At 65.8% G+C, this 546-nt stretch carries 1 protein-coding gene; it reads left to right on the top strand.

Annotation, left to right across the window (positions count from 1 at the left end):
* The coding region (locus tag ACFQ11_RS37895) for an alpha-amylase family glycosyl hydrolase (RefSeq protein ID WP_378307772.1) at nucleotides 1-546 on the top strand (546 nt) is incomplete at both ends.

Here is a 546-nt window from a genome sequence, read left to right as displayed (position 1 = left end):
AATACCCCGACGCCCGCATCATCTTCGTCGACACCGAACAGTCCAACTGGACCTACGACCCCGTGCGCGGCCAGTACTACTGGCACCGGTTCTTCTCCCACCAGCCCGACCTCAACTACGACAACCCCGCGGTTCAGGACGCGATGCTGGAGAACCTTCGGTTCTGGCTCGACCTCGGCATCGACGGCTTCCGCCTCGACGCCGTCCCCTACCTTTACGCCCGCGAGGGCACGAACTGCGAGAACCTCCCCGAGACGCACGCCTACCTCAAACGCGTCCGCGCCGAGGTCGACCGCCTCTACCCCGACCGCGTCCTGCTCGCCGAGGCCAACCAATGGCCGGCGGACGTCGTCGAGTACTTCGGCGACCCCGTCACCGGGGGCGACGAATGCCACATGGCGTTCCATTTCCCCGTCATGCCGCGCATCTTCATGGCCGTCCGGCGGGAACAGCGCTACCCGATCTCGGAGATCATGGCGCAGACGCCGAAGATCCCCGAGAACTGCCAGTGGGGCATCTTCCTGCGCAACCACGACGAGCTGACGC

The sequence above is a fragment of the Actinomadura sediminis genome (assembly GCF_042675525.1).
Classification (GTDB): Bacteria; Actinomycetota; Actinomycetes; order Streptosporangiales; family Streptosporangiaceae; genus Spirillospora; species Spirillospora sediminis.
Note: the sequence above shows the minus strand (reverse complement) of the source record. Positions and strands in the feature narration are given on the sequence as shown.